This is a genomic window from Chromobacterium sp. CCUG 76385, assembly GCF_059916625.1.
On sequence record NZ_JAUCGU010000005.1, the window covers coordinates 21,305 to 38,836 of the forward strand.

Here is a 17,532-nt window from a genome sequence, read left to right on the forward strand (position 1 = left end):
GATGCCGCTGCCTTGATTGTTATTGCTTGCCGGCGGCGAACAGCTGGTCCAGTTTCTTTTCGTATTCGTGGTAGCCCAGGTGCTCATACAGCTGCATCCGGGTTTGCATCTTGTCCAACACAGCCTGCTGCGTGCCGTCGCGGCGGATGGCGCCGTATACTTCCAGCGCGGCCTGGCTCATGGCGCGGAAGGCCGATAGCGGGTACAGCACCAGGCCGACGCCATTGGCGGCCAGCTCGTCCGTGGTATACAACGGCGTGGCGCCGAATTCGGTGATATTGGCCAGCACCGGCACTTTCACCGCTTCGGCGAAGCGCTGGTACATGGCCAGATCGGTCATCGCCTCCGGAAAGATCATGTCGGCGCCGGCTTCCACGCAGGCGACGGCGCGTTCGATTGCGGCGTCCAAACCCTCCACCGCCAGAGCGTCGGTGCGGGCCATGATGACGAAGCTGCCGTCGCGGCGGGCGTCGGTGGCGGCCTTGATGCGGTCCACCATCTCATCCTGCGGCACGATCGCCTTATTGGGGCGGTGGCCGCAGCGCTTTTGCAGGACCTGATCTTCAATGTGCACGGCCGCCACGCCGGCTTTCTCCAGACTGCGCACCGCGCGGGCGATGTTGAAGGCGCCGCCCCAGCCGGTGTCGATGTCGACCAGCAGCGGCAGGTCGGTGATGTCGGTGATGCGGCGCGCGTCGATCAGCACGTCTTCCAGCGTGGTGATGCCAAGGTCCGGAATGCCGCAGGACGCAGCGGCGACCCCCCCGCCGGACAGGTATAAGGCCTTGAAACCTGAGTGTTCGGCCAAACGTGCGGCATAGGCATTGATCGCGCCTACTACTTGCAACGGTTTTTCAGTGGCCACGGCCTGGCGGAATCGCTGCCCGGGAGTGCTCATTGGATGCTCCTGACGATGGATGTGAATTAGCAGCCTGTCATTCAAGCAAGTGCTTGGTTGGAGTGTAAAGGCTCTAGAAAATACTGGCAATAGTTGACATTTGGATGTTCAAGTTTTGGCCCGGGGATGATATGTTTCGCATCGTCCTCGATATTGGGAACTCAAGGCGAAGCCTGTGGTCTAGATCACAGTCCACGTAACGACCACATAAAACAGTGGGCAAACCAGGGAGCATAACAACGACATGAGTGATCGGGATATCGATCAACAGTTGGTGGAACGTGCCCAGCGAGGTGAAAAAAGAGCTTTCGATCTGCTTGTTGCCAAGTATCAGCGACGTCTCGCCAGGCTGTTGTCGCGGTTTATCCGCGACGGTTCGGACATCGAGGATGTGACGCAGGAAGCTTTTATCAAAGCGTATCGTGCTTTGCCGTCTTTCCGAGGTGAGAGCGCGTTTTACACGTGGCTGTACAGGATAGGCATCAATACGGCCAAGAATTTCCTCAGCGCCAACGGGCGACGCCCGGTGGTGAACAGCGAGATCGAGGACGAGGACGGCGAGAGCTTCGACATGGCGTCGCAGATCCCGGACATGAACACGCCCGAAACCGAGCTGATGAACAAGGAAATTCTGGCAACGGTCAATGCCGCCGTGGAAGCCTTGCCGGAGGAGTTGCGTACCGCCATTACCCTCAGGGAAATGGAGGGGCTGTCCTACGACGAGATCGCTACGGTGATGGATTGTCCTATAGGCACTGTGCGTTCGCGGATTTTCCGCGCTCGCGAGGCGATTGCTGCTGAACTGCGGCCTCTGCTGGATACGGCCAAGAACAGAAGGTGGTAAGTATGAAAGAAACGATTTCCGCGCTGATTGACGGCGAACTGGACGAGCCCCTGGTCAATAAGGCCATTGCCTCGATCGCCGACGACAAAGACCTGGATGCGGCCTGGGAACAATATCATCTGATCGGCGATGCGATGCGCGCCAATCGACTGGCCTCGCTCGACGTGCGCGCCAAGGTGGCCGAGCGTCTGGCGGCGGAACCGACCGTGCTGGCTCCGCGCCGCTGGATGCGGCCGCAGCGCGCCAGAACGGCGGGCGCCGTGGCGCTGGCCGCCAGCGTCAGCTTCGCCGCGGTGGTGGGCTGGCAGCAGCTCAGCCATCGTCAGGCCGCGCCGTCCGTGATAGCTGATCGCGGCGTGCCGGTGCAGATGGCGCAGCCGGCTCAACTCGAGCAGGATGACCCGTACGTGCTGGCTCACCAGGAGGTGACCGCGGATCAAGGTGTGATGCGGGTATCTTACGGAAACGGAGTTCGCCACTGATGCGTGTCGTACCCCTGATTGGTGTGTTGATGTTCGGGGCCGCCTGTGCGGCCCACGCCGAGGATGACATGCAGCTGTTGCGCAAGGTTGGCAATGCCAGCCGGCAGCAGGCTTTGGACGGCACCTATCTGCATCAGATGAATGGCATGCTGGAAACTTTCCGCCTGGTGCGCCAGGGGCAAGGGGACAATGTCCGCGAGAAGCGCACGTCGCTGGACGGCCCGCCGCGCGAGGTGGTGAGAAACGGCGGCGAGCTGACTTGCTACGCGCAGGACAAGCGCGCGCTGATGGCCTGCAAGATCAGCGCGATGCGGCTGTTCCCGGCCTTGCTGCCTGACGATGTTGACGATATTGCCCGCTCCTATGTGCTCAAGCGCACCGGCACGGATCGGGTGGCGCAGCGAGACTGCCAGTGGCTGGATCTTCAGCCGCGCGATCCGCAACGCTACACCATGCGCATGTGCGTCGAGCCGACCACCTATCTGCCCTTGAAGATGATCACCCTGTCGCCGCGCGGCGACTCGGTGGAGCAGTTCACCTTCACCGAGATAGAGCTGGCCGGCGTCAAGGACAAGCGGGCCTACCGCGCCAAGCTGCCGCAGAAGTTCCTGCTGCGTTCGGCCAAGGCGCCGACGGGCGCGGATCCGTCGATTTCGCAAAATGAAATCACCGGTTTGCCGCAGGGCTTCCGCTTGTTGCGCTCGGCTGAACGGGTGTTGCCTGGCACCGGCGCCAAGCCGGTGCGTCATCTGGTGCTGTCCGACGGTCTGGTGATGCTGTCGGTGTTCGTCGAGCCGCCGCCGCCGGAAAACGCGCGGATGGAGCGGGTGGGCAATCTGCACGGCGCGATCAATATGGCCACCAGCTATCAAGGCGATATGCAGCTGACCGCGGTGGGCGATATGCCGCAAACGGCGATGATGGCGCTGCTCAAGGGCATGCATCTCAATGCCAAGAGCGAATGAGCCGGGCAAGACGATTGGGATCGGCCACTCTTCCTCTCTTGGCGGAAGAGTGGCCCGCAGTGACCGGCGCGGTTGTTCTTCCGCGCCGATGAGAATAGAGGAGGGGTGATGCCGGCCGCCAGGCTTGTATTTCCTGTCTGTTCGTTTCAATAGCCGGCGCTCGCCGGCGTATTCAATCCACAACACAGCAAAAAGATGGAGCGCACATGTCGATCAAAAAACTGATCGTTTCCGCCATGCTGGCGGCATCGGTGCTGACTGCCGCGGTTCCCGTCGCCATGGCGGCGGATCTGCCGGATTTCAGCGCCATTGTTGAAACCGAAGGCAAGGCCGTGGTCAATATCAGCACCACGTCCACGGTCAAGGAAGTGTCGTCCGGCTTGCCGGAAGGCATGGAGGGCGACCCCTTCTTCGAGTTCTTCCGCCGTTTCGCGCCGCCGCGCATGCAGGAGCGGCAGGAAAGCTCGCTCGGCTCCGGCTTCATCATCTCCGCAGATGGTTACGTGCTGACCAATGCCCATGTGGTGGCGCGCGCCGACAAGATCACCGTCAAACTGACCGACAAGCGCGAATTCCAGGCCAAGGTCATCGGCTCCGATGCCCGTTCCGACGTGGCCTTGCTGAAGATCGAAGCGGCCAAGCTGCCGGTGGCCCGTCTGGGGAATGCCAAGGACGTGAAGGTGGGACAGTGGGTGCTGGCCATCGGCTCGCCATTCGGCTTTGAAAACACCGCCACATCGGGCATCGTTTCCGGCAAGAACCGCATGCTGCCGGACGAGAGCGCGGTGCAGTTCATCCAGACCGACGCCGCGGTCAACCCCGGCAACTCCGGCGGCCCGCTGTTCAACATGAAGGGCGAGGTGATCGGCGTCAATTCGCAGATCTATAGCCGTTCCGGCGGCTTCATGGGCATCTCTTTCGCCATTCCGATCGATACCGCGATGAATGTGGCGGATCAACTGAAGGCCAAGGGCAAGGTGACCCGCAGCCGCATCGGCGTGGTGATTCAGGAGCTGAGCAAGGAGTTGGCGGCCTCGTTTGGCCTGGCCAAGCCCAGCGGCGCGCTGATCAATGCGTTGGATCCGAAAGGCCCGGCGCAGAAGGCGGGGCTGAAGGCTGGCGATATCATCCTCAAGGTCAATGGCCAGGAAGTGAATTCCGGCGGCGATCTGCAGCGCCTGATCAGCGATATGCCGCCTGGCAAGCCGCTGGCGCTGGATATCTGGCGCAACCGCGCGCCGGCTGCGGTGCGCGTGGTGCCGGAGGAGTTGAAGGAAGAGGACTCCCGCATCGCCCAGCGCGAATACCGTAAGCCTGGCGCGCAGGGTGAGCAGAGCCTGGCGCAGATCGGCCTGCGTCTGCAGGAATTGACGCCGATGCAGCTGAAGCAGGCCGGCATCGACTATGGCCTGCTGGTGCGCGCGGCCAATGGCGTGGCGATGCGCGCCGGTATTCAGCCTGGCGACGTCATCGTCGGCGTCGGCAGCGAGCCGCTGCAGAGCTTCGCACAGTTGAAGAAGGCGCTGGAGCAAGTGAAGAAGGGCGGCACCGTGGCATTGCAGGTGATGCGCCAGGGGCAGGTGCAGTTTGTGCCGCTGACTGTGGGCGACGCGCAGTGAAGCTGACGCTTTACTTCCGCGAATATTGCAGCCTCTGCCATCAGATGCTGGCGGAGCTTGCGCCTTGGCGCGAGCGCCACGGTTTCGAGCTGGAAGTGCTGGATATCGATGCCGATCCGGCGCTGGAGGCCCGCTTCAATGAGCTGGTGCCGGTGCTGATGGACGGCGAGACCGAAATCTGCCACTGGCATCTCGATGCGACGAAGTTGGCTGCACACTTGGGCGAAATCGGCTAAAATCCGCGCCAGTGTGAGTCAAACCGGGGGCGCGCAGGACGCGCCCCCGCTTGCTGATCGGCTTCCGGCAGCCGTCGGACCCGAGCGGGTCCCCCGGAAGGGCCATCCGTCAGCAGCCCCGGGCACGCTTGCGTGCCCTTATCTTTTGCTGGAAACCGATGAAGAACATCCGAAATTTTTCGATCATTGCCCATATCGACCATGGTAAGTCCACCCTGGCCGACCGTTTCATTCAATTCTGCGGCGGCCTTGAGCTGCGCGAAATGAGCGCCCAGGTGCTCGACTCGATGGATATCGAGAAGGAACGCGGCATCACCATCAAGGCGCAGACTGCCGCCTTGCAGTACAAGGCCCGCAATGGCGAGGTCTACCATCTGAACCTGATCGACACCCCGGGACACGTGGACTTCAGCTACGAAGTGTCGCGCTCGCTGTCCGCCTGCGAAGGCGCGCTCTTGGTGGTGGACGCATCGCAGGGCGTGGAAGCCCAAACCGTGGCCAACTGCTACACCGCCATCGAACTGGGCGTGGAAGTGGTGCCGGTGCTGAACAAGATCGACCTGCCGGCCGCCGACCCGGAGCGCATCTCCCAGGAGATCGAGGACATCATCGGCATCGAGGCCGTGGACGCCGTGCGCGCCTCGGCCAAGTCCGGCATCGGCATCGAGGACATCCTGGAAGAGGTGGTCAACAAGATTCCGCCGCCGCAGGGCAATCCGGACGGCCCGCTGAAGGCGCTGATCGTCGACTCCTGGTTCGACAACTATGTCGGCGTGGTGATGCTGGTGCGGGTCATCGACGGCTCGCTGAAGCCCAAGGATAAGATCAAGTTCATGGCCACCGGCGCCGAGCATCTGTGCGAACAGGTGGGCGTGTTCACGCCGAAGTCGGTGCAGCGCCCCAGCCTGAACGCGGGCGAAGTCGGCTTTGTCATCGCCGGCATCAAGGAGCTGAAGTCGGCCAAGGTGGGTGATACCATCACCCTGGTGAGCAATCCGGCCACCGAGGCGCTGCCGGGCTTCAAGGACGTGCAGTCGCAGGTGTTCGCCGGCCTGTATCCGGTGGAAAGCCATGATTACGAAGCGCTGCGCGACGCGCTGGAAAAACTGCAGCTGAACGACGCCTCGCTGAAATACGAGCCGGAAGTGTCGCAAGCGCTGGGCTTCGGCTTCCGCTGCGGCTTCCTCGGCCTCTTGCACCTGGAAATCGTGCAGGAGCGGCTGGAGCGCGAGTTCGACATGGACCTGATCACCACCGCCCCCACGGTGAATTACGAAGTGGTGATGAGGGACGGCACGGTGGAAGTGGTGTCCAACCCGTCTCGGATGCCGGACTCCGGCAAGTATGAAGACCTGCGCGAACCCATCATCACCTCCACCATCCTGGTGCCGCAGGATTATGTCGGCGCGGTGATGACGCTGTGCAACCAGAAGCGCGGCGTGCAGCGCAATATGCAATACATGGGCCGCCAGGTGATGCTGACGTATGATCTGCCGATGAACGAGGTGGTGATGGACTTCTTCGACAAGCTGAAGTCCACCAGCCGCGGCTACGCCTCGCTGGACTACGAATTCAAGGAATTCCAGAGCGCCGATCTGGTCAAGCTGGACGTGCTGGTCAACGGCGAGAAGGTGGACGCGTTGTCTCTGATCGTGCACCGCGCTTCCAGCGTGTACCGCGGCCGCGAGCTGGTGTCCAAGATGCGCGAGCTGATCCCACGCCAGATGTTCGACATCGCGGTGCAGGCGGCCATCGGCGGCCACATCATCGCCCGCGAAACCGTCAAGGCGCTGCGCAAGAACGTGCTGGCCAAGTGCTACGGCGGCGACATCACGCGTAAGAAAAAACTGTTGGAAAAGCAAAAAGCCGGCAAAAAGCGCATGAAACAGGTCGGCAACGTGGAAATCCCGCAAGAGGCTTTCCTTGCCATTCTTCAAGTAGGGGACAAATAAGTGGGCGGAAACTTGTACTGGGTATTCGTCGCCCTGGCAGCGATCGGCGCCATGCTGATCGTGCTGGGCGGCAAGAAGCAGGAAGGAGCGGCCGATTGGCCGCAGTCCGTGCAGTGGGGCTATCTGGCGCTGGTGATCGGCGGCTTCGGCTTCCTCTCCAACTACATGAGCTTCACCGCCGTGATGCTGGTGTTCGTGCTGATCACCGGCGTGGTGTGGGCGCTGGACAAGTGGCTGCTGGCCAAGAAGCGCGCTGCCAGCGGCGCCGAGGCCGGCCATTTCGTCGATTATTCCCGCGGCTTCTTCCCGGTGATCCTGGTGGTGTTCGTGCTGCGCTCCTTCCTGGTGGAGCCGTTCCAGATTCCGTCCAGCTCGATGCGGCCGGGCCTGGTCGTCGGCGACTTCATCCTGGTCAATAAATTCGCCTATGGCATCCGCGTGCCGGTGCTCAATAATGTATTGATCCCGGTGGGGCAGGTGCAGCACGGCGACGTGGTGGTGTTCAACTACCCGCCGAACCCCAAGATCAATTACATCAAGCGCGTGATCGGCCTGCCGGGCGATACCGTCGAGTACCGCAACAAGCGCCTGACCGTCAACGGCAAGCCGCTGACCGATGTGCAGGACGGCACCTACGATTACCTGGAAAAGGAGCTGGGCCTGCAACAGATCACGGCCGATCAGTTCCGCGAAAGCCAGAACGGCAAGCAGTACAAGGTGCTGAATAATGCGGGCACGCCGGTAGTGGCGCTGAGCCAGGTGCAGGACTTCCCGTACCGCGACAATTGCCGCTACGATGACGATGGCTTTGTCTGCAAAGTGCCGCAGGGCAACTACTTCATGATGGGCGACAACCGCGACAACAGTTCCGACGGCCGCTACTGGGGCTTCGTCAAGGATGATCTGATGGTGGGCAAGGCCTTCATGATCTGGATGAACTTCGGCGACCTGTCGCGCATCGGCAGCAAAATTCAGTAAGCTACAGGCCGCGCTGGCCGCAGCGGGAGATTCGCATGAAAAAACAGAGGGGCTTGTCTGGCATCGCCGTGCTGTTGTGTGTCGCCCTGGCCGGCGCCGCCTTGTTGCTGGTGTTCAAGATCGTGCCGGTCTACACCGAATTCGCCAATATCAAGAATACGTTGCAGACACTGTCCGGCGAAACCAATGCCGGCGAGTACACGCTGCGGCATGAGTTTGACCAGAAGGCGGCCGTTGCCGACATCACCGCGATCAAGGGCGATAACTTGACAGTGGTGGCCGGCAATAACGGCAACTTCCTGCGCGCGCAATACCAGCGCGAGGTGCCGCTGTTCGCCAATGTCAGTCTGCTGTTCCATTTCGATACCCAGGCAGGCCAACCGCCTGCTGTTCAATAACCATACCGTGACCCAAACCGATAATCGATTCCGGCGCCTTACCCAGGCGCTGGATTATTCCTTCAAGACGCCGGAATTGCTGCGCCAGGCCTTGACGCACCGCAGCTACGGCAGCGCCAACAATGAACGCTTCGAGTTCGTCGGCGACAGCATCCTCAATTACACCGTGGCCCGCATGTTGTTCGACCAGTTTCCGCAGTTGACCGAGGGCGAGCTGTCCCGTCTGCGCGCCAATCTGGTCAACCAGAACACGCTGGCCGAGATCGCCCATGAATTGAAGCTGGGCGACTACTTGTACCTGGGCGAGGGCGAGCTGAAAAGCGGCGGCTTCAACCGGCCGTCCATCCTGGCCGACGCGCTGGAAGCCACCTTCGCCGCCGTCAGCTTCGACGCGGACTTCGCCGCCGCCGAGCTGGTGGTGCGCAAGCTGTACGCGCAGCGCGTGGCCACCATCGATACCACGCGCCAGGCCAAGGACGCCAAGACCCGCTTGCAGGAAGCGCTGCAGGCGCGCAAGCTGGCGCTGCCGAAGTACCGCATCCTGTCGCAAAGCGGCGAGGCGCATGAACAATGGTTCAAGGTGGAGTGCGATCTGGGCGAAGTGGCCCTGATCGCCACCGGCGAAGGCGGCAGCCGCCGCGCAGCCGAGCAGCAGGCCGCCGAAGCGGCGATCAACCTGCTGGAACAGAAACTCGCAGCAAGCAAGAAACGAACATGACCCACACCCCATTCCACTGCGGCTTTGTCGCCATCGTCGGCCGTCCCAACGTGGGCAAGTCCACGTTGATGAATCACTTGATCGGCCAGAAGATCAGCATCACGTCCAAGAAGTCGCAGACCACGCGCCACCGCGTCACCGGCATCCATACCGAGGACGCGGCGCAGTTCGTGTTCGTCGATACGCCGGGCTTCCAGACCTACCACAAGGGCGCTCTGAACGAGGCGCTGAACAAGAGCGTCAAGGATTCGCTCGGCAGTGTCGATTGCGTGCTGTTCCTGCTGGAAGCGATGCGCTTCACCGCCGCCGACCGCGAAGTGATGGCGCTGCTGCCCAAGAAAACGCCTGTCATCCTGGTGGTGAACAAGCTGGACAAGGCCAAGGACAAGCTGGCGCTGCAGGCTTTCATCGACGAGGTGTGCGCCGAGTTCGAATTCGCCGGCGTGGAAGTGGTCAGCGCCAAGCACGGCCAACGCCTGGCCGAGCTGCTGGACCAAGTGCGCCCGCATCTGCCGGAGTCGATGCCGCTGTATCCGGAAGACATGATCACCGACAAGAACGAGCGTTTCCTGGCGGCCGAGATTGTCCGCGAGAAGCTGTTCCGCTACCTGGGCGAAGAGCTGCCGTACGAAATGAACGTCGAAGTGGAGATGTTCGAGATGGACGGCGCGCTGCGCCGCATCCACATCGCGGTGCTGGTGGACAAGGAGCATCAGAAGCCCATCGTGATCGGCAGGGGCGGCGAGAAGCTGAAGAAAATTTCCACCGAGGCGCGTCTGGACATGGAAAAGCTGTTCGACGGCAAGGTGTTCCTGCAGGTATGGGTGAAGGTGAAGTCCGGCTGGGCCGACGACGTCCGCTTCCTGCGCGAGTTCGGTCTGGACTGATGAAGCCGTTGGAACAGCCGCCGTTTCAGCCTTGCTGGACGGTGCGGCTTGCCGCCGACACGCCGGCGCTGGCCGGGCTGTCTCTGTGCGCGCTGCGCTTGGCCACGGCGCAGCCGGGCTGCCTGGGCGGCGACGCGGTGGAGCAGCTCACGTATTGGGACAGCGTCGATGCCATCGCCGCCTGGCGCGGCAGGGTGGAACAACTGGTTCTGCAGCGCTTGGGCCGCGGCGCCGGCGAGTTCGATTTTGTCGTCAGCCGCCGTTTGCCGGAGGATAGCCGCGCATGAGCCAGCCGGGGCGGGTGGACAAGCAGTCGGCCTATATCCTGCATACCCAGCCGTACCGCGAGACCAGCCTGCTGCTGGAAGTGCTGACGCGCGATCATGGCCGTTTCAGCCTGGTGGCGCGCGGCGCGCGGCGGCCGCGCTCCGATTTGCGCGGGGTGTTGCTGCCGTTTCAGCCGCTGACGCTCTCGTGGTTCGGCAAGGGCGAGTTGCGCACGCTGCACGGCGCCGACTGGGACGGCGGCGTGCGGCCGTTGACCGGCTTGCCGCTGGTCTGCGGCTTTTACCTGAATGAATTGATGCTGAAGCTCACGGCGCGGGACGATCCCGAGCCGCGGGCTTTTTCCGTTTACGACGCGGCGGTGCGCGATCTGGCCGTCCAGCCATCGCTGGCGCCGGTGCTGCGCCGCTACGAGTTGAAACTGGCCCAGGCGCTGGGCTACGCGCCGTCGCTGGCGCGGGACAGCCACGGCGCGGCCGTCGCCGCCGATCGCCATTACCTGTGCCGCGACGCGGCGCTGCCGGAGCCGGACGATCATCCTGAGCTGGCGCTGATCGGCCGCGTGGCGCGGCTTTCCGGCGCGGCGCTGTTGGCGATTGACGCCGACGATTACAGCGATCCGGCGGTGCGCGGCCAGGCGCGCCAGCTCAGCCGGGTGTGGCTGGGCGCGTTGCTGGGCGAGGAGCCGCTGGCGTCGCGCGAATTATTGCAGGCCATCCAGTCCCTGTCGGACTAGACGGCGAAAAAGGGAGAAGCAAATGATTCTGTTGGGCGTAAACATCGATCACGTCGCCACGCTGCGCCAGGCGCGCGGCACCCGCTACCCCAGCCCGGTGGAGGCCGCCCTGGTGGCCGAATCCAGCGGCGCCGACCTGATCACCCTGCACCTGCGCGAAGATCGCCGCCATATCCAGGACGCCGACGTCAAGGCCATGCGCCCGGTGCTGAAAACCCGGATGAATCTGGAAATGGCGATGACGCCGGAAATGCTGGCGCACGCGCTGGCAGTGGCGCCGGAAGACGTGTGCCTGGTGCCGGAAAAACGCGAGGAAGTCACCACCGAAGGCGGCCTGGACGTGCGCGGCCATTACGCCGACGTCGGCCATTACACGGCCAAGCTGGCCGAAGCCGGCATCCGCGTCTCCATCTTCATCGATCCGGACCGCGAGCAAATCCAGAAAGCCTACGACGCCGGCGCGCGCGTGATCGAGCTGCACACCGGCGCCTACGCCGATGCCCCGCATGCGGCCGAGCGCGAGGCCGAGCTGGTCCGCATCCGCGAAGCCGCCGAGTTCGGCGCGAGCTTGGGGCTGGTGGTCAACGCCGGCCACGGCCTGAACTACCACAACGTCAAGCCCATCGCCGCCATCCCGCAGATCGCCGAACTGAACATCGGCCACGCCATCGTCGCCCACGCCTTGTTTGTCGGTTTTCCGCAGGCCGTGCGCGAAATGAAGGCGCTGATGATAGAAGGCCGCCAGGGGCTGTAATGATTTACGGCATCGGCACCGATCTGGTCGAAATCGCCCGCATGGAAGCGCTCTTCCAGCGTTGGGGCGCCAAGGCCGGCCGGCGCATCCTGACGGAAGTTGAGCAAGCCGAATTCGAAGCGCATGCCGAGCCGGCGCGTTTCCTGGCCAAGCGCTTCGCCGTCAAGGAGGCGTTCGCCAAGGCCTTGGGCACCGGCGTGGTGGCGCCGGCCTTGCTGACGGCGATAGGCGTCGGCCATGACGCGCAGGGCAAGCCCTTGCTGGCGCTGTCCAAGGAGCTGGCCGCCTTCGCCGCTGAGCGCGGCGTCGCGCGCATGCACGTGTCGATCAGCGATGAGCGCGGCCACGCGCTGGCTTTTGTCGTGCTGGAATCGTAGCGGGAACGGCCGGCGCTCCAGCCTTGTCTTTGCAATACTTGGGTTGGCAATCCATGCCTCCCGCAACGGTCGAGGATAAAACCATGACTCAGACCCCATTGAACCTTCCGCGCGGCCCGGTGATGGTGGACATCGCCGGCTTCGCGCTCACCGAGCAGGAACGCGCCCGGCTCACCCATCCGCTGGTGGGCGGCGTCATCCTGTTCCGCCGCAATTTCCAGAATATCGAACAGCTGCGCGCGCTGACCGCCGAGATCCGCGCCTTGCGCAGTCCACACCTGCTGATCGCCGTCGACCACGAAGGCGGCCGCGTGCAGCGCTTCCTTGATGGCTTCACCCGTCTGCCGCCGATGAATGTGCTGGGCGAGGCCTGGGATGCCGACCGCGATCAGGCGCTCAAGCTGGCGGAAACCGTCGGCTATGTGCTGGCGGCCGAGCTGTCGGCCTGCGGCATCGACCTGTCGTTTACCCCAGTGCTGGACCTGAACTGGGAGCGCTGCGCCGTCATCGGCAATCGTTCCTTCCACCGCGACCCGGAGGCGGTGGCGGCGCTGGCCGAGGTGCTGCAGCAGGGCCTGGGGCGCGGCGGCATGATGAGTTGCGGCAAGCATTACCCCGGCCATGGCTATGTGACCGGAGACAGCCACCACCTGATGCCGCAGGACGATCGCAGCCTGGCCGAAATCGAGCGCGACGATCTGATCCCCTTCGCGCGTCTGGCCGATGCCGGCATGGGGGCGGTGATGCCGGCCCATGTGCTGTATCCGGCCGTGGACAGCCAGCCGGCCGGCTTCTCCCGCGTCTGGCTGCAGGATATCCTGCGCGGCCAATTGGGCTTCGACGGCGTGATCTTCTCCGACGCGCTGGACATGGCCGGCGCAGCCGGCGCCGGCAGCTATGTGCAACGCGCCGACGCGGCGCTGGATGCCGGTTGCGACATGGTGCTGGTGTGCAATCAGCCGGAAGAGGCGGATGCCATGCTGGCGCAGCTTGCGCCGTCGTCCCAGCCCAAGCTGGCAGAGCGTCTGGAACGCATGGCGGGCAAGAGCCCGGCCGAGGACTGGCAGCGCGTGATCGCCAGCGCCGACTTCGCCGCCGCTCAGGCCGTGGTGAGGCAGCTGGCGATGCCGCAGGATGCGCTGGCTGGCCCGCAGGTGGGCGAGGCGCACTGAGATGCTGCCCGCCAGCCTGCAAGAGCTGGATGCCATTCGCGAGGAATGCCGCGCCTTGGTGAGGCAACGCGCCGCGCTGTCGGCCGGCGCATCGGCCTTGCCCGCGCCAGGCGTGGATGTCGCCGCCGATGTGGCCATTCTGCTGCAGCTGATTCCGGCCATCAACCAGCGCTTCGGCGTGGCGCCGGAGCAGATCGCCGCTTACGACGCGGCGCGCAAACAGATGTTGTACCAGCTGATCCGCCGCGCCGGCAGCGCGCTTTTGGGGCTGGAGGTGACGCGGACGCTGTTGGCTGCGTTGGTCAAGCGCGCCGCCGGACGCTGGGCCGGCAAGCAAGCGCTGAAGCTGGTGCCGGTGCTCGGCTGGGCCGCCAATGCCGCCATCGGCTTCGCCGCCATGCGCTATATCGGCAACACCCATATCGACGATTGCTACGCCGTTTGCCGCCGCATGCTGGAAGACGGCGGGCGTTAAAAGGAGCAAGACATGCAAGTGGGCGCACTGATCATCGGCGACGAATTGCTGTCCGGCAAGCGCCAGGACAAGCATATGCAGGCGCTGATCCGCATTCTGGCCGCGCGCGGCATGAAGCTGGCGTGGGCTGAGTACCTGGGCGACGATCCGGCGCGCATCGAATCCGCCCTGCGCCGCGCTTTCGCCGGCGGCGATTTGGTGTTCAGCTTCGGCGGCATCGGCGCCACCCCGGACGATCACACCCGCGCCTGCGCCGCCCGCGCGCTGGGCGTGCCGCTGGCGCTGCACCCGGAAGCCAAGGCGCTGCTGGAAGCGCGCTTCGGCGACGAAGCCTATCCGCACCGCATCCACATGGGCCACTTCCCGCAGGGCGCGGCCATCATTCCCAATCCGGTCAATCAGATTCCCGGTTTTTCCAGCGGCCACGTCCACTTTGTGCCGGGTTTCCCCAGCATGGCCTGGCCCATGATCGAGTGGGTGCTGGATACCCATTATCGCCAGCTGTTCAACGATCAGCCAGATATCGAAAAGACTTGCATCGCCATCGCTGCGAAAGAGGGCGATTTGATCGGGCTGATGCAGGAATTCACTACGCGCTACCCTTCGCTCAAATTGTCCAGCTTGCCCAATTTCGGCAATGAGGCCATTCCGGAAATGCACATCGAGTTTGGTTTCAGCGGCCAGCCGGCGTTAGTGGAGATTGCGATGGCGGAGTGGGGGAAGGCCTTGCAAGCTCGCGGGTATGAGGTAAGGCTGAAGTAGGGTAGCGGCCTGCGCTGCAGCGGCGAATTCCAAGAAAAACGCCACCGTGAAACAGTGGCGTTTGCTCATTCTGCAAGTCAGACGGACCTAGGGGTTGTTGACGTTTGGAGAGCGGTCGCGCCGGGATGCGTTTTGCGCCGAATCGAGGCGTTTCGCGCGCCGCATAGTCATTCTCTGCCAGCGCGGAACAACGAAGAGTCGGCGCGAAAGGCGCCCGGCCCTGCGGGTTTGGCCGCTTTGGGCCGGAAGCCGCGTTGCCCAGCCCTTGCATAGAATGACTATGCGGCGGACTGTGCGCCTTGCTTCCGGCACAAATCGGCGCAAACGCGATCCACTCACCAAACGTCAACAGCCCCTAGGGTTGCGGCGACCAGCGCTCCACAATGATGCCGGGGACGGAAAGCAGCTCTTGCCCGGGCTTGCCGTTGACCTCTATGCGTTGGTACTGCAGTTTGGCCAGCTGTGCCGTGTCGGCCCGACTTAAACCATCCAGTCGCCAGGCCTGGCCTTTGGCGTCAACCAGCGCCCACCAGCCGCCCACATCCGGACCTTTGCGGACGACTGCGCCCACCCAGCGCTGGCTGGGCGCAACCGTGTGCTGCAGCGGTTGGCTGGCGTTGCCAGAGTGGGCGCAACCGGCCAGCACGCTGCTCGCCAGCAGCAAGCAAATGAATCCATGCCGGCCTGTTTGCATCAGCGTACCACCAGAATCATGCTGCTGTTGGCCGGAATCTTCACGCCCTTGCGGCTATAGCTATTGCCGTTGATGTTATCCACTTGATAGCTATGGCTCATGGACTGGAAAATCCCGAACAGGCTTTGCGGTGAGGTGGTCTGATATTTCGTCAGATCAAACGCTGCGAACTGGTAGGCACCGTCTGTTTTGGTCGGGAAACCATAACCATTGGGCAAGTTTGTGGCAGGCAGCGTGGCGAAGACGCTGGCGCCGAAGCGGGCGTATTCATCGGCTAGGCCGCTGCCGCCATTGCGGGTGATCAGTTTGTCCAAGCAGTTGTAGCTGCTGTCGATGCCATAGCTGTCGCCGTCATTGCAGCTGGTGATCAGCTGTTTGTAGATGGCCAGGCCATAACGGCGGTTCAGGAAGGCGCCAAACGCGCCGCCCAGGCTGTATGAGCCGGACGACAGCGTAGACCACTGGTTGTAGCTGACGCCGCCGCCAGTTTTCAGGTAACCAGGGATTCTGTCTGAATAGGCCGTATCGTAGCCGCCAAGCAAGGCAGGCGCGATCACATCCTCCGACAGCATGGCCGAGGTTTCTTCAAGCCAAGTGTCATGCGCAGTGCCTCTGACAACCGCGCGCTGGTAGAAGTTGACCATGTGCGTCGCTTCGTGCAGCAAAGAGGCAATGGTGTAGTTGCGGTTATTCTTGATCTCGCCGGCGTTGATGAAGAACAGCAAGGCCTGGTTGGAGTTGCTCATCCCTCCGACCGTGTTCAGGTAGTTATTGTAACCAGCGAAATAACCCGCCCAGCCGGTACTTGCCGGAACATTGGCGATGACAATATTGATGTCCTGCATGGCGCCGGGCGCATCCTGAATCAGAGTGCCGCTGTATTTGCTTGGCGTATTGCCCCAAACATCGCCCAGTAAGTTGTTGAGCTGGGCAAAGCCACCACTACTGCCGCAGACTGCGTTTTTCATCGCAGCCATGTCGTCGCTGCTGACGTTGCCGGACTTGGTGGCGTTCGGGTCCAGCCAGAACACGACATTGCGGCCAGACGGCAGCGTGCACTGGGTGTTAGCCTGGGTGACATAAGGAATGGGGTTGCTGGTGCTGTCCCATACATCATTCCAGGTGCGGGTATCGCCAATTGCCGCATTGACGCGGGGGCGGGCAAGCATGCGCGCTGCCTGCGCGCGCGCGGCGGCGGTTTGCGCCGGCAAGTGAATCAGCTGTTCAGCCAATTGTCGGTTTTTCTCCGTCATGGCCATTTTGCCGGCATAGGTGCCCTGGTAAGCCATCATCTCGTGAGTGATGACTGCGCGTGCGCCAAACGAAGGCAGAGCGGAGGCCGAGGCTAGACTGCCGGTGCCGGGCGCGGAAGTCATGTTGGTGCCGCCATTGGTAAACACCAGGGTCGCTTTGTTGCCCGGCTTCACGCCTGCAATATTGATGTCTATGGTGGCGTCACTCGATGTGGTGTTGGTGTAACGCCAGGCGCCAATTCCGCTGCCGCTATAGGTGGACGCGTCCACGGCGCTGCAATTGGCGCCCGCGCAATCGGCTACCAGCTTATTGCTGTTTGTTGCCACAACGCCTTGCGCAATGCTGGCGGTGGCCTGGAAACCGGAAGTGTCGCTAGCTGTTACCGATACGTTGTAGGTGCCCGCCTTGTTGAAGGTGTGGGAAACCGTTGCGCCGCTGCCGGTGCTGCCATCGCCAAAATCCCAATTGAACGTCAGCGGCAGATTTTGTGGATCGCTGGAGTTGGCGGTAAAAGTCACGCTTTGGCCAATGGCAGCGGTGGCGGCTGAGGATTGGATAGTCGGCGTCGCCGGATTGGGAGCAATGATGGTGATGCTTTGCGTGAAGCTGGACGCCTGATTGGCGGTGTTGGACACCGAGACCTTGACGGTATAGCTACCCGGCTTTGCATAACTATGGCTGACGTTCTGGCCCGGAGCGGGCGCGGAGCCATCGCCAAAATCCCATATGTAGGAAAGCGTCAATCCGGAAGGGTCGGTTGCGCTGGCGGAAAAGGCAATAGGGGCCGTTGCCAGCAAGCTGCCCGTGGTTCCAATCGAAATATTGGGCGTGCTGGGAGCGGTTTGCCGGGTGGTCTGGGCGCCGGGCGAGGTATCGCCGCCGCCTCCGCCACCACCACCACAGGCGCTTAACATCAGGGCACTGGCTATACAGGCTGCCATCATTTGCACGCGGGCATTTTTATTCATTTTGTCCATCTTCTTCACTATAAGAACTTGTTTAAAGATATTGTTTGTTTTGTAAATAAATGTAAATTAGTATTATCA

The 17,532-nt window shown here is 62.6% G+C and carries 20 protein-coding genes; 17 read left to right on the forward strand and 3 right to left on the reverse strand.

What is annotated here, in order from left to right; translation table 11 throughout:
- Nucleotides 1-19: 19 nt before the first annotated feature.
- The gene (prpB, locus tag QUG01_RS05420; protein WP_500829233.1) at nucleotides 20-898 is read right to left on the reverse strand and encodes a methylisocitrate lyase; all 879 of its coding nucleotides are present in this window, start codon (nucleotides 896-898) and stop codon (nucleotides 20-22) included.
- A 244-nt stretch (nucleotides 899-1,142) separates the two neighbouring features.
- Between prpB and rpoE the strand changes: the two genes are divergently transcribed.
- The 17 genes from rpoE (at nucleotide 1,143) to QUG01_RS05505 (ending at nucleotide 14,538) form a co-directional block, all read left to right on the forward strand.
- Nucleotides 1,143-1,742, forward strand: coding sequence for an RNA polymerase sigma factor RpoE (gene rpoE / locus QUG01_RS05425; RefSeq protein WP_043626269.1), 600 nt, complete (start codon nucleotides 1,143-1,145; stop codon nucleotides 1,740-1,742).
- 2 nt (nucleotides 1,743-1,744) lie between these two features.
- Nucleotides 1,745-2,224: a sigma-E factor negative regulatory protein gene (locus tag QUG01_RS05430; RefSeq protein WP_103320296.1), complete on the forward strand. Its 480-nt coding sequence runs from the start codon at nucleotides 1,745-1,747 to the stop codon at nucleotides 2,222-2,224.
- Nucleotides 2,224-3,189 (forward strand): MucB/RseB C-terminal domain-containing protein, encoded by a 966-nt coding sequence (locus QUG01_RS05435; protein ID WP_043626264.1) that lies wholly within the window; start codon nucleotides 2,224-2,226, stop codon nucleotides 3,187-3,189. Before QUG01_RS05430 ends, QUG01_RS05435 begins: the two co-directional genes overlap by 1 nt.
- Before the next feature lie 206 nt (nucleotides 3,190-3,395).
- Nucleotides 3,396-4,808 carry a DegQ family serine endoprotease gene (locus QUG01_RS05440; protein ID WP_500829234.1) on the forward strand — a complete coding sequence of 471 codons (1,413 nt, stop codon included), beginning with the start codon at nucleotides 3,396-3,398 and terminating at the stop codon, nucleotides 4,806-4,808.
- Complete coding sequence (locus QUG01_RS05445) at nucleotides 4,805-5,044, forward strand: glutaredoxin family protein (RefSeq protein WP_500829235.1); 240 nt, start codon at nucleotides 4,805-4,807, stop codon at nucleotides 5,042-5,044. Before QUG01_RS05440 ends, QUG01_RS05445 begins: the two co-directional genes overlap by 4 nt.
- A 158-nt stretch (nucleotides 5,045-5,202) precedes the next feature.
- The gene (gene lepA, locus QUG01_RS05450) at nucleotides 5,203-6,996 is read left to right on the forward strand and encodes a translation elongation factor 4 (RefSeq protein ID WP_500829236.1); all 1,794 of its coding nucleotides are present in this window, start codon (nucleotides 5,203-5,205) and stop codon (nucleotides 6,994-6,996) included.
- Nucleotides 6,997-7,974, forward strand: a complete 978-nt coding sequence (gene lepB, locus QUG01_RS05455) for a signal peptidase I (protein ID WP_500829237.1) — start codon at nucleotides 6,997-6,999, stop codon at nucleotides 7,972-7,974.
- A 35-nt stretch (nucleotides 7,975-8,009) separates the two neighbouring features.
- Nucleotides 8,010-8,372, forward strand: a complete 363-nt coding sequence (locus QUG01_RS05460) for a DUF4845 domain-containing protein (protein ID WP_500829238.1) — start codon at nucleotides 8,010-8,012, stop codon at nucleotides 8,370-8,372.
- 7 nt (nucleotides 8,373-8,379) lie between these two features.
- The gene (rnc, locus tag QUG01_RS05465) at nucleotides 8,380-9,090 is read left to right on the forward strand and encodes a ribonuclease III (RefSeq protein ID WP_500829239.1); all 711 of its coding nucleotides are present in this window, start codon (nucleotides 8,380-8,382) and stop codon (nucleotides 9,088-9,090) included.
- Entirely contained in the window at nucleotides 9,087-9,977 is an 891-nt protein-coding gene (era, locus tag QUG01_RS05470) for a GTPase Era (RefSeq protein ID WP_103321452.1), read from the forward strand. The genes rnc and era overlap by 4 nt, the downstream gene beginning before the upstream one ends.
- Nucleotides 9,977-10,264 carry a hypothetical protein gene (locus QUG01_RS05475; RefSeq protein ID WP_500829240.1) on the forward strand — a complete coding sequence of 96 codons (288 nt, stop codon included), beginning with the start codon at nucleotides 9,977-9,979 and terminating at the stop codon, nucleotides 10,262-10,264. Before era ends, QUG01_RS05475 begins: the two co-directional genes overlap by 1 nt.
- Nucleotides 10,261-10,998, forward strand: coding sequence for a DNA repair protein RecO (recO, locus tag QUG01_RS05480; RefSeq protein ID WP_500829241.1), 738 nt, complete (start codon nucleotides 10,261-10,263; stop codon nucleotides 10,996-10,998). The genes QUG01_RS05475 and recO overlap by 4 nt, the downstream gene beginning before the upstream one ends.
- 22 nt (nucleotides 10,999-11,020) lie before the next feature.
- A complete protein-coding gene (pdxJ, locus tag QUG01_RS05485) occupies nucleotides 11,021-11,752 on the forward strand; it encodes a pyridoxine 5'-phosphate synthase (protein ID WP_500829242.1) in 732 nt (243 codons plus the stop codon).
- Complete coding sequence (gene acpS / locus QUG01_RS05490; protein WP_500829243.1) at nucleotides 11,752-12,129, forward strand: holo-ACP synthase; 378 nt, start codon at nucleotides 11,752-11,754, stop codon at nucleotides 12,127-12,129. Before pdxJ ends, acpS begins: the two co-directional genes overlap by 1 nt.
- Before the next feature lie 83 nt (nucleotides 12,130-12,212).
- Entirely contained in the window at nucleotides 12,213-13,301 is a 1,089-nt protein-coding gene (nagZ, locus tag QUG01_RS05495; RefSeq protein ID WP_500829244.1) for a beta-N-acetylhexosaminidase, read from the forward strand.
- Nucleotide 13,302: 1 nt separating this feature from the next.
- The gene (locus tag QUG01_RS05500; RefSeq protein WP_500829245.1) at nucleotides 13,303-13,776 is read left to right on the forward strand and encodes a hypothetical protein; all 474 of its coding nucleotides are present in this window, start codon (nucleotides 13,303-13,305) and stop codon (nucleotides 13,774-13,776) included.
- A gap of 12 nt (nucleotides 13,777-13,788) precedes the next feature.
- The gene (locus QUG01_RS05505; protein ID WP_500829246.1) at nucleotides 13,789-14,538 is read left to right on the forward strand and encodes a competence/damage-inducible protein A; all 750 of its coding nucleotides are present in this window, start codon (nucleotides 13,789-13,791) and stop codon (nucleotides 14,536-14,538) included.
- Nucleotides 14,539-14,893: 355 nt separating this feature from the next.
- On the opposite strand, the gene QUG01_RS05510 is transcribed toward QUG01_RS05505, so the two are convergent.
- Both QUG01_RS05510 and QUG01_RS05515 read right to left on the reverse strand, forming a co-directional pair.
- Nucleotides 14,894-15,202 carry a hypothetical protein gene (locus tag QUG01_RS05510; protein ID WP_500829247.1) on the reverse strand — a complete coding sequence of 103 codons (309 nt, stop codon included), beginning with the start codon at nucleotides 15,200-15,202 and terminating at the stop codon, nucleotides 14,894-14,896.
- A 29-nt stretch (nucleotides 15,203-15,231) separates the two neighbouring features.
- Nucleotides 15,232-17,454, reverse strand: coding sequence for a M30 family zinc metallopeptidase (locus QUG01_RS05515; RefSeq protein ID WP_500829248.1), 2,223 nt, complete (start codon nucleotides 17,452-17,454; stop codon nucleotides 15,232-15,234).
- Nucleotides 17,455-17,532 lie beyond the last annotated feature (78 nt).

What these genes read in the sequence shown, in the direction of transcription:
- rpoE (WP_043626269.1), top strand. Translation starts at nt 1,143, where the DNA reads ATGAGTGATCGGGATATCGATCAACAGTTGGTGGAACGTGCCCAGCGA.
- prpB (WP_500829233.1), bottom strand. Translation starts at nt 898, where the DNA reads ATGAGCACTCCCGGGCAGCGATTCCGCCAGGCCGTGGCCACTGAAAAA.
- pdxJ (WP_500829242.1), top strand. Translation starts at nt 11,021, where the DNA reads ATGATTCTGTTGGGCGTAAACATCGATCACGTCGCCACGCTGCGCCAG.
- QUG01_RS05515 (WP_500829248.1), bottom strand. Translation starts at nt 17,454, where the DNA reads ATGAATAAAAATGCCCGCGTGCAAATGATGGCAGCCTGTATAGCCAGT.
- QUG01_RS05440 (WP_500829234.1), top strand. Translation starts at nt 3,396, where the DNA reads ATGTCGATCAAAAAACTGATCGTTTCCGCCATGCTGGCGGCATCGGTG.
- nagZ (WP_500829244.1), top strand. Translation starts at nt 12,213, where the DNA reads ATGACTCAGACCCCATTGAACCTTCCGCGCGGCCCGGTGATGGTGGAC.
- QUG01_RS05430 (WP_103320296.1), top strand. Translation starts at nt 1,745, where the DNA reads ATGAAAGAAACGATTTCCGCGCTGATTGACGGCGAACTGGACGAGCCC.
- QUG01_RS05475 (WP_500829240.1), top strand. Translation starts at nt 9,977, where the DNA reads ATGAAGCCGTTGGAACAGCCGCCGTTTCAGCCTTGCTGGACGGTGCGG.
- QUG01_RS05460 (WP_500829238.1), top strand. Translation starts at nt 8,010, where the DNA reads ATGAAAAAACAGAGGGGCTTGTCTGGCATCGCCGTGCTGTTGTGTGTC.
- recO (WP_500829241.1), top strand. Translation starts at nt 10,261, where the DNA reads ATGAGCCAGCCGGGGCGGGTGGACAAGCAGTCGGCCTATATCCTGCAT.
- QUG01_RS05500 (WP_500829245.1), top strand. Translation starts at nt 13,303, where the DNA reads ATGCTGCCCGCCAGCCTGCAAGAGCTGGATGCCATTCGCGAGGAATGC.
- lepA (WP_500829236.1), top strand. Translation starts at nt 5,203, where the DNA reads ATGAAGAACATCCGAAATTTTTCGATCATTGCCCATATCGACCATGGT.
- era (WP_103321452.1), top strand. Translation starts at nt 9,087, where the DNA reads ATGACCCACACCCCATTCCACTGCGGCTTTGTCGCCATCGTCGGCCGT.
- QUG01_RS05435 (WP_043626264.1), top strand. Translation starts at nt 2,224, where the DNA reads ATGCGTGTCGTACCCCTGATTGGTGTGTTGATGTTCGGGGCCGCCTGT.
- QUG01_RS05505 (WP_500829246.1), top strand. Translation starts at nt 13,789, where the DNA reads ATGCAAGTGGGCGCACTGATCATCGGCGACGAATTGCTGTCCGGCAAG.
- acpS (WP_500829243.1), top strand. Translation starts at nt 11,752, where the DNA reads ATGATTTACGGCATCGGCACCGATCTGGTCGAAATCGCCCGCATGGAA.